The sequence below is a fragment of the uncultured Mailhella sp. genome, assembly GCF_944324575.1.
Taxonomy (GTDB): Bacteria; Desulfobacterota; Desulfovibrionia; order Desulfovibrionales; family Desulfovibrionaceae; genus Mailhella.
This window is the reverse complement of sequence record NZ_CALUWV010000068.1, coordinates 1-10,353: the sequence shown is the minus strand read 5'-3', so window position 1 is coordinate 10,353 and position 10,353 is coordinate 1. Positions and strand designations below refer to the sequence as shown.

Here is a 10,353-nt window from a genome sequence, read left to right as displayed (position 1 = left end):
TCGAGGCCGCCGAGGTCGACGAACACGCCGTATTCGGTGATGTTCTTGGCCTTGCCCTTGACGATCTGGCCTTCGGCCAGGGTCTGGAGCAGAGCGGCGCGCTTGGTGTCGCGTTCTTCTTCAAGCAGCACGCGGCGGGAAACGATGACGTTGCTGCGGCGGCGGTTGATTTTGAGAACACGGAACTCAAACTGCTGGCCGACCAGAGCGTCCATGTCCGGAACAGGACGGAGGTCCACATGAGAACCGGGCAGGAAGGCTTCCACGCCGCCGAGATCGACGGTGTAGCCGCCCTTGATGCGGCGGGTGATGGTACCGGTGATGGTGCCGTTCTTTTCCAGCACGTCTTCGAGCTGGTCGAACAGCTGCATACGCTTGGCCTTGTCGAACGAAAGGGTGATGGTGCCATCCATTTCGTTCTTGCGGACAACGTACACATCAACGCGGTCGCCGACATTGACCGTCATATTGCCCTGAGCGTCCCGAAATTCCTCAGCGGGGATCTGGCCTTCGGACTTGAAGTTCACGTCCACCAGCACAGTATCGTCGTCCACGCGCACGACTTCGCCCTTGACGATGGAGCCTTCTTCAAGGTCGCCCATGTCGGGGGTGAGATAGTCTTCGAGTGCGCTCGCAAAGCTCATTTCGGAATCGATTTGGTTTTCCATGTTTTCGGCAGTTGCCATACGGATCCTCCAACCTAACAAACAGATTTCTGCCCTCGTCGGGCAGGTCTCTCTACATAGCAGGAATGCCATGGATGCACAAGTTGTTTCTTTCCTTCTTTCGGGGAAAAACTCTTTTTTCTTGCTTGTCCGCAATCTGGACGCAAGAAGAGAAAAATTCTACGATAAAACAAAGTAAAACACGCCGTAAGCGATGCAAAAGGAACGTTCAGAGAGCATGGACAACGAAAAGGACACACGGGCTCTTTCCGTCAGCAGGGCGGAATCAGGACAGAAACTCCTCAACTTTCTTCACAGACGCGTCAACGCCCCCACGGCGGACTTTCACCGCTGGATACGCACGGGGCAGGTACGCGTGAACGGCGCCCGTGCGAAGGCCTTCGACCGGCTGGCCGAGGGCGACATGGTGCGGGTTCCCCCCTTTGCCGAGCGTCTGCCCGCAGGAAGCACCGCTCCCTCTCCCCTCGAAACAAGGCGCTCGCGTCTCAACATCGTGTTTGAAAACGACGACGTGCTTGTTCTGGCCAAGCCTGCGGGGCTTCCCGTGCAGGGCGGCACGGGACACCGGGAAAGCATGGCCTCCATTCTGGCCGAAGAGCGCGCAGACGCCGCCTTCGTGCCCTCGCCCGTGCATCGGCTGGACAAGGACACGTCAGGCCTTCTCGTAGCCGGCAAGACCTATGCGGCCGTGCGGCTTCTCACCGACGCCCTTGCCGGGAGAAACGAAAAACGCCCGCGCAAGGAATATCTGACCTGGGTGGAAGGACACTGGCCCAAGGACGGCCCCGAGGAACTCAGAGACGCTCTGATCAAAGACCGGCACGCGCAGCGCGTAAAGGCCTCGGCCGACGATGAGGACGCAAAAGAGGCACGATGCGTGGTAAAAAAACTTGCGGAACGCGTCATTCACGGTGAAGTACGCACGCTTCTGCTCGTTCATCTTCTTACCGGGCGAACGCATCAGATACGAGTGCAGCTCGCGTCACGCGGGCACGCCGTCGTGGGCGATCCCTGGTACGGTACTTCAGAAGGACCGTCCCGCGAGATGCTGAAGCTGCACGCCTTCCGTCTGTCCATTCCCGCACCCGACGGAACGACGCTCGACTTCGAACTTGCACCGCCGTGGAAAGGCCCGTGGGCATGGAAAAACGATGCCGGGAGCACACAAAAACGTCGTCCTTCCCATGCCGGAGACTGAGGATTTCCCGGACGCGCGACTGAAGGACGAATTCCCCGAAGCTTTCGGTATTCCACGTCCTGAAACCGCAACGTCAGGGAATCGCCCGAACCGTCACCGTCTGCGAGGAGGACCGGCCTCTGTCGTCCACCACTCTGAGCTCGTGCACACCGTCTTCCGGAACCCAGAGCAGCGTCTCGCCCGGAGCACAGCGACCTATGAATCGCTCCTTCACAAACCAGAACAAGGCCTTCGCGTCGGCGTCGGCTCCGGCCGTGAGCGGTATTCCTTCTCTCTCCGGCGCGGAAAGGCTGCGCCGGTAGACCACGCCTTCCTTCGGCGAAATCACGCGCGGAGGCCTGCCTGCAACCGGCTGAGCCCCGCAGCCCGGACCGAAAGGAGGCGGAGGGTTCTTGACTATGCCCGCACGCAGAAACTGCGCGCGCAGATCGGAAGGCCAGAATTCCCATACGACCTCTTCCGTGCGGCCGGGCACGGCTTCGCAGGCGCGAAGTCCGGTTTCCCTGTCAATGAGTATGGTGCGGAACACGCCCGAAGAACGCGTAGGCGAACGCCCGGGGATGTACCAGGTTTCCACGACCTCTCGGCACAGCGAGGTATCGAGGTCTCCCGTGGCCGCGCAAACCTTTTCCCGCGTGATGTTGAGCCCTTCCTGCTGACGGGGTACAAGATCGGCAAAGTCTTTTTCCGAAGAGGCCACGGCCTGTGCCATATCGGCAAAAAGCGGAGCCGCCACCTCTCCTCCCACAAGAAGGGGATTGGGTGAGTTGTCGAAGTTGCCCGCCCACACCACCAGCACGTAGGGACCGACCACGCCCGCCGTCCACGCATCGCGAAAGCCGTTGGACGTTCCCGTTTTGAAACGCAGAGGCACGGGACCTAAGGAAGAGCGCACGAAGTGCGCACCGTCTTCAAGCATGCGCAGCGTGACCAGCGCCGCTTCCGGGGAAAGCAGAGATACGGCGGGCCGCGTCTTTGCTCCCGCAAACAGCTGCGGCTCGCGCCACACGCCCCTGTTGGCAAGCATGGCGTACAGTCCGCCGAGCTCTCGCATGCTCACTTCCGCGCCGCCGAGCACCAGACTGAGCCCATAATGTTCCTCGGAAAAAGGCATCTCTACGCCCGCCTTCTGCAAAAAGCCATAAAATCCCGGCCTGAGTCTGGAGGCCAGCAGTATGGCGGGAATGTTGCGGCTGGCGCGAAGCGCCTCCTCTGCGGGCAGCGGCCCTCGGAAGACGCGGTCGAAATTCTCCGGATCGTAGCCGCCGAAGCTGCGGGGAGAGTCTTCAAGCAGCGTGCGGGGATGAATGAGGCCCTGATCAAGGGCCATGCCGTAAATGAAAGGCTTGAGCGTCGAGCCCGGGGAACGCCTTGCCGTCGTGCCGTCCACCTGACCGGCAATGGCGTCGCTGAAGAAGTCCGCAGAACCGGCCAGCGCCCTTATTTCCATGCTCGGCCAGTGGATGAGCAGCGCAGCGGCGTTGGTGAGCCCATAGCGCCTGCCCCGCGCGGCAAATCCAGCCAGGGAACGTTCCACAATGCCCTGAAGTCGCCGGTCGATGAAGGATCGCACCGGCACGCCGTTACGGGAAAAAGGCAGCAGTTCGACCGACACGTGCGGCGCGTCGAAGGGCAGCGAAGAAGGCCCGTACACACGAAGGGGAGGCAGAGAGTCCCTGACGGAAAAAAGCATCGCGCCCATGCTTTCCGAGGCGAGAGCCCCTTCCGGCAGGGCAAGACACGTCATTCTCGCACGCGCGCTCTCGAAGTCCGGGCCGTTCAGAGGCGAACGGCGCACGGGATTCTGCGGCACTGCGGCAAGCGCGAGACTTTCCGAAAGGGAAAGCCGGGCAGGAGAAACATGGAAATAGATGCGCGCGGCGGCACCTATGCCCTCCACGTTGCCCCCGTAGGGCGCAAGGTTGAAATAGGCTTCGAGGATATCATCCTTGCCGTAATGACACTCGTACTGCAACGCCCGGGCCATCTGCACGAGCTTGCCTGAAACCGTGTCGGTGGAAAGCCCGAGCCTGAGGCGCGCCACCTGCATGGTGATGGTGGAACCGCCCATGCGTCTTGAGCCGCCCAGCATGGAGAACCCCGCACGCAGAAGCGAAAGAGGATTGACGCCCGGATGCCGGTAGAAATGCCTGTCCTCATACAGGAGCACGGCATTCACGGCCTCCGGGGCCACGTCGTGCAGCGACACCCGTACCCGGTACTTCTCGTCGCTCGTCAGCCCCATGCGGAGCAGTCCTCCCCCGCCGTCGAGCACGAGGGAGGAAAACTCCACGCCGTCCAGAAGCGGAGGCCTGGGGCAGAACGCCAGCCAGAGGCAGAAGACGACGACCGGGGCCGCCATGAACGCAAGAACAATTCTTCCCGCCGTGCCGCGCAACGTTCATCCTCCAAAAACGCCCTCTTCCGCCGGGAAGAGGGCGAGTCCGTCATTCCACGACGATTCTTCCGGCGGATGAATGCGCGCGGACAAATGCGTCATACATGGCTTCCGCCTGCACGGGCGGCAGAACAAAGCTGCCCCGGTTCACCGCGCGGATGCGGTAGGAAAACGAGGACGGCTCCGTGCCGAGCGGTGTGAAGAAAATCATGCGGTCTTCCCTGCGGTCGGCAATCACGGTTCCGTCACCGGAAGCGGCCGAAACGTCCGCAACCGGAAGAGAAGCAAGCTCCATTTCAAAGCCGCCGGGCAGAAGATCCACAATCGCCGCATTCTCTACCGGGCCGCCGTAGGCACGGGCCGTCACCTTTACCGTGATCACGTCGCCGAGCCTCACGCCGGTCACCACGCTGCCCTCGGCATCCAGATACTGCCTCGACACCTCCATGCCCTCGGAAAGCGCTTCTTCCGGCGGTCTGCGGTCAAAGCCCTCGTCGGACACCTCAACATACAGCGTCTGCCCGCCCTCGGGCACGCTGAGCGCATAGGAGGCGCAGCCCGGAGCCGAGAGCGTAAGCATGTTCTCGACGGTCTGCGCCTGAAACGCCCCGTCGCCGAAACCGGGCTGCATGGCCGTGCAGGTCAAAGACACGCCCTCGGGCACGGGGGCCGCCCTTTCCATGTCGAGCAGGGCGCGCACGGCAAGCGCGGCGGAAAGCGTCACGCTTCTGCCGCCTGCGGCGTCAAAGAGCTCCTCGGAAAGTTCTCCGCGCAGATCTTCCAGTCTGTCCGGAAAATGTCTGGCCAGCACGGAAGCGCGCAGACTGAGCGAAGAGAGCGCGTCGAGCCCTTCCCCGCGAAACTCCGGTCCCGGCCTGCGGTACAGTTCCACAAGACGCCGCGCCTCATCCTTCATACGCATGACGGCGCAGGAGCCCGCAACGAGCGTTGAGGTCACATCCTGCCGCCACGCCGGAAAATCCTCTTCCAGACGACGAGTCAGCGCTTCCAGCGCCTGCGTGGTGATGCGCCCCTCCCGGGTGAGCACCCAGAGGGCGTAGGCCTGCGTCCGCCCTTCCTCAAGCGACGAAGGCGCCCGGTCCACGGCCTTCTCGAGCGCGTTGAACACGTCGGAAAGAAGGCCTCCGGGCAATTCGGCTCCGGCCTCGCGCATGGTCAGAAGAAAGTCGGCGGCATAGGCCGTGACCAGAAGATCCGGCTCTCCGCCCGGCCACAGGGAAACCCCGCGCCACGACAGCGAGCTTTCCACGGCCTGAAGCGCCTCGTCCAGCCTCTCGCGCATGACGCGGGCCGCCTCATCCTGCGGCCGCCCGTCGGCAAAAAGCTCGGGCCGTTGCAGAAGCAGGGCGCAGGGCATGGCCCGGCTTATGAGCTGCTCCGTGCAGGAGTAGGGATAGGAATCAAGATAACGCACAAGACCTCGCAGCGCAGGCAGCGGCAGCGCGGAAACCGATGCCGACCCTCTTGCGCCGTACGGATAAATCTCCCGTCCCGTGCTCAGCGAAACGGACGAAGAGGCCGTGCCGAGCACAAGACTGCCGCGCAGCGGCGAGGCAGGACGGACGGAAAGAGAAGCCGAGCGCCGGGCCTCCACGCCCTCGCCGGACAGCAGAAATCCGATGTCTGCAGCGCCCGGGTCGTCTCCGACCTCCACACGGAAGGGCAGCACCAGCTCGTCTCCCGCCTCCATCGTTATGTCGGAAGGCGGAAGCGTTGCCAGATGCAGCGCCGGATCGACCGAAAGCGAAAGGCTCGCCCGAAGGCGCGCGCCGGTATTGTTGGCCACGGCCACGGCCGCCTCGAACTCGTCGCCGGGGGCGGCCAGCACGGGAAGCTGCGGCGTGATGACCACGGGGCCTCGCGCCACGACCGAGGTCTCGGCGCTTCCCGCAGCCTCCGGCGAGACCGCCACGGCCATGACCCGCACCGTGCCGCTGTAGTAGACAGGCACGGGCACCTCGAACCGGTTTTCCCCGGCCTTTACGTCCACAATGCCCGACCACCAGGCAAGAGGCGGCTCGCCCCTGCGCTTGAAGGGGTTGTGGAAACGTCCTCCGGCCGCAGCCATGCCGCCGCCGAAGGCGGGCATGCGGAACGTGCCGTGCTCGGGCATGAGCAGATCGAACATCTGCCTCGTTTCCACCTCAAGGGCCCTGTCGTTCAGAAGATAGCGCAGCGGGTCCGGCGTGGGAAAGGCGGTAAGACGCAGAACGCCCTCGTCCACGGCAAAAACAAGAGCCCTGCCCGGCCGGGAGGAGGTGAGCGTCACGGGAATCTTCGAGCCGGGCGTCACGGGACGTTCCGGTCCCGTCAGAGCAATCTTCATGTCCCGGCGCTCCACGTTCACGGAAACGGGCTCCACGGCAAAGACGTAGGGATTCATGAAGGCGTCGGGCGACGAGAGCGACCGCACCAGCGAAACGCTGACGTAGCCTCGCCCCTCAAAATCCCTGGGAACCGGCACTTCCTGCACGCTGTCGCCCGCCGGAGCACGGAACCAGCGCCACGAGACCACGCTGTCGCGCTCAAGCGTGATGAGTCCCGTGCCTTCATACGGCGAGGAAATGAACGCCCGCACCGTATCCCCGGAAGAGAGCGAGGATCGGTCGATATGCATCCGCAGAGAGCCGGACGGCAGGCTCGAGAGCCCGGCAAGGCGCAGATCCGAGTTTCCGGCCACGGTAAAGGGCACGGAAGCCATGACCAGCCCGTCTTCTCCACGCACTTCCAGCAGAAATTCCCCGCTCGTCGCTGTGGGAACGGTCCAGCGAGCCCGCCCGTCGCTGTCGAAGGCTACCTTTGAAGCGGAAATCACGCGATCCACCGGCGTGTCCTCATACCGATATCTGCCGTCGCTGTCGGTAACGAGGGAGGTCACGTAGCGCCTTGCGGACACCTGAAACAAAAGCTCTCCGGGACTTGCGGGAGCAAGGTCTGCCCCCACAGCCACAAACTCAAGGGCGGCGGCGCTTCCCCGGGGAATGAAGTCGAGATTGCCGCCTGTGCCGGAAGGACGGAAGCCGAGAGCGCAGTCGAGGGGCGACACGACGAAATCCCTTTCCTCCGTCACCGAACGCCCTCCGCCGCTCTCGAAGCCCTCAACGAGAAGCCGGCAGTGCAGCGTGCCGCCGCGAAGCTTTTCAAGCGGCAGCGGCAGCGAGGCTCTGCCCTCCGCATCGGTGCGGGTTTCGCCAAGTTCCAGCGTGAGCGGCGACCCCCGGTAGGGCACGGCGTCATGAAACGTGAAATCTCCGTACCCTGCAAAGGAAAGAGGCGCAGGCCACACCGAAAGCTGGCCGCGCACGCGCCGGTCCGCCGCAGGAGCGCCGAAAAGATTGCGGAGCGTCACATTCGCGGACGCGGACGACGCCCTAAGCCAGCCTCTGCCGGACTCGGGAGAAAGCGAAAGGGCAAGCGCCATGGTGTCCGGCTGGAACTCCTCCACCCTCACGGCTGCGGAACCGAGCACCACGTCCATGCCCCGCCCGTCGGGCGTGCGCACGTCGAGCCGGTACCGTCCGGCAGGAGCGTCTTCGGGAACCTTCCAGCTCACTTCCGCCAGCCCGTCCGCTCCCGTCGTGAACATGCGCCGGAACACCGTGCGCTCGGAAGGATCCGCAAGCTCGGCAAAAAGCGGCATGTCGGGAGGAAGCGCCTTCCAGTCGCCGCGGCGCAGCAGCATGCCGAATCGCAGCGTCTCTCCCGGCCGGAACAGACCGCGCTCACTGAACACATAGGCGTTCACGCCGTCGGCCCGGCTGGTCTGTCCCTGCGTGGCAAAGCGGGACAGATCCACGGCGCGGCTTTCATCACCAAGAGGCAGCCAGGCCATGTCCTCACCCTGTGCGCCCTTCAGTCGGGCCGTCACAGCCACGGGGCTGCGCTCACGCGCAAGACCGGCAACAGAAGGCAGAAAGGCCCTGCCGTCGACGTCGGTCAGTGCCTCGGCCACGGCAAGACCGTTGGCCCCCACTATGCTCACCTTCGCTCCGGGCACGGGCTTTCCGCCGGAAAGAGAACAGACGAACACGTCGCGCCCGCCCGACGCGCCTTCCTTGACGATGAGTCCGAGGTCGGTCGCAAGCACGAAGCGCGAGGCCTCCGCCACCTCCCTGTCCCCGTCCATGCCCGTAAGCTCTATGTAGGCAAGACCGCGACCGTTCCTGAACAACTGCGCGGCATCGAGCACGGAGAACTGCGGCACCCCGGGGTCGGTACGCCGAAGGGAAATGCTGCCTTCCACAGCTTCGGAAAAAACGTCGAAAGGAATGCCTCTGGCGGAAAACGGCGAGGGATGCGCGGCAAGAAGGCCGAGATAGGAAGCCATGACGCGCGAGGCTCTCCAGCGTATGGAGGTGAGCCCGCTGGAATGGATGTCCAGCCTGCGCTCTCCGCCGAGGGCCAGCACGTTGCCGGGCTGAAGAAAATCAAGCTCCGGCTCAAACGGCGCGGCATGAAAAACCTCGTTCCACGGGAAGGCAAGCGTAAACTCGGCCGACGGTCCGAATCCCTGCGGCAGATGGAAAAGAAGATAGCTGCCCGGCTCCGTCTTCACGCTGAAGCTTATTCTGCCGGAAGGCACGTCGGCCGGCTGCAGGGGCGTAAGCGTTACGGGCACGGCGCGGGAAAGCGTTTCCTCGTCGATGACGGGGGCTGCCGTCCACACCGTGGAAGACACGGCCTCTTCGTTCTGCGTGCGGGGCAGCCTCAGCGCCTTCATGGCGCGGGAAATCTCGTCCGGTCTGATCAGAAGGCTCGTTTCCAGCGTGAGACGGTACTCTCCGGCAAGATTCTCGTCCTTCGACGGCTCAAGCGAGGCCTTCTTCACCGAAAAAATGGTCTCTGTTCCGGGAACCGTCACCTGAGCAACGGCTGTTTCCCTTCCTTTCGGCACGCTCCAGAAGGCTCCACGGCTCCGCACTTCTCCGGCAACGCCGGGAAGAGAAAACGTGACCGCGGAGGGCTGCCTTGCCAGAGACAGCACGCGCGCCCGCACAAGACAGGTTCCGCCCTCGCCCCAGATGAACTCCGGACTGCCGAGCCGAAGCGTCCTGTCAGCGACTTCAAGGCGCGCGTCGCGCTCGACGAGCGCTCGATCGGGAGGCGTGGTAAAGGCCATGTCGAAGGAAACGGCCCGCTCGCCGTCAAGATCAGGGTCCACCCACACGTCAGCGCTCAGCCGGGTAAGCGCCAGAGGCGGCGTGGCAAAGCCTTCACGCGAGGAGCTGAGCCTTGCGCGGGACGGCAGCGGCAGATCATCAAGAACGAGCTCGAAGGTCTGCCCTGCGGGCCACGGAGCCTTCGGCCGGAACGCAAGGGTTCTTTCGTCATCCCAGCGCCATTCTCCGGGAATTTCCGGCTCGAGTCTAACGCCGCGCACAAGGGCCCCCTCCCTGCCGGGAGAAACGAAGCAGCGGCCTGCCCATTCCTCGCCGTAGGCCTCACGACACAGGGGCTCGTCGGATTCAAGCCTGACCAGCAGCGGAGAGTCGCCCTCCGAAGGAGCCGTCACCGCGGGCAGGACAAAGGCCGGGGAAATTTCGGAAGCGCCGAAGGCGGCGGCCACGGACCACAGGAGCAGAAAGACGACAAGGGGGACCCGACGGAACATGGGACATCCTCCAAAGGGCAGTTTTTTTCACCATAAATGACTTCTTTCTGCCCGACAAGAAAGGAAAAATCACTTCGCCGAATTTCTTTTCGGCTTGCCGGAAAATGCTTTTTCCCCGGCAAAAAGCATGCCCGCTCTCTGATGAAAAAAAGCTCCGCCCTCTCTTTCTGTGAGGGGCGGAGCTTCTGCATCTTCTTCGGGAACGTTCCCGAAAAGGACTAGAACATTCCGGGCAGATGAATCCCGCCGGAAATGTTGGCCATCTCGCGGTCAAGGTTGGCGCGACCGATGCGCACGGCCTCGTTCACGGCGGTAATGATGAGGTCCTGCAGCATTTCCGTGTCGCCGCTTTCCAGCACGGACTTGTCGATGGTGATGGACTTCATTTCCTGACGGCCATTCATGACGACCTTCACCATGCCGCCGCCGGCGGAAGCTT

At 63.3% G+C, this 10,353-nt stretch carries 5 protein-coding genes; 1 reads left to right on the top strand and 4 read right to left on the bottom strand.

Features of this window, described 5'->3' with window-relative positions; genetic code table 11:
* Positions 1 to 686 (bottom strand): S1 RNA-binding domain-containing protein (locus Q0J81_RS08375; RefSeq protein WP_294447159.1); only part of this gene is annotated, 686 nt, incomplete at its 3' end.
* A 217-nt stretch (positions 687 to 903) separates the two neighbouring features.
* Between Q0J81_RS08375 and Q0J81_RS08370 the strand changes: the two genes are divergently transcribed.
* Positions 904 to 1,884, top strand: a complete 981-nt coding sequence (locus Q0J81_RS08370; RefSeq protein WP_294447158.1) for an RluA family pseudouridine synthase — start codon at positions 904 to 906, stop codon at positions 1,882 to 1,884.
* A 73-nt stretch (positions 1,885 to 1,957) separates the two neighbouring features.
* Here Q0J81_RS08370 and pbpC read toward each other — a convergent pair whose 3' ends face one another.
* The 3 genes from pbpC to Q0J81_RS08355 form a co-directional block, all read right to left on the bottom strand.
* Positions 1,958 to 4,246, bottom strand: coding sequence for a penicillin-binding protein 1C (gene pbpC, locus Q0J81_RS08365; RefSeq protein WP_294447157.1), 2,289 nt, complete (start codon positions 4,244 to 4,246; stop codon positions 1,958 to 1,960).
* An 85-nt stretch (positions 4,247 to 4,331) separates the two neighbouring features.
* Positions 4,332 to 9,914: an MG2 domain-containing protein gene (locus Q0J81_RS08360; RefSeq protein ID WP_294447156.1), complete on the bottom strand. Its 5,583-nt coding sequence runs from the start codon at positions 9,912 to 9,914 to the stop codon at positions 4,332 to 4,334.
* A 218-nt stretch (positions 9,915 to 10,132) separates the two neighbouring features.
* Positions 10,133 to 10,353: YbaB/EbfC family nucleoid-associated protein (locus Q0J81_RS08355; RefSeq protein WP_294447155.1), on the bottom strand; the 221-nt coding region annotated here is incomplete at its 5' end.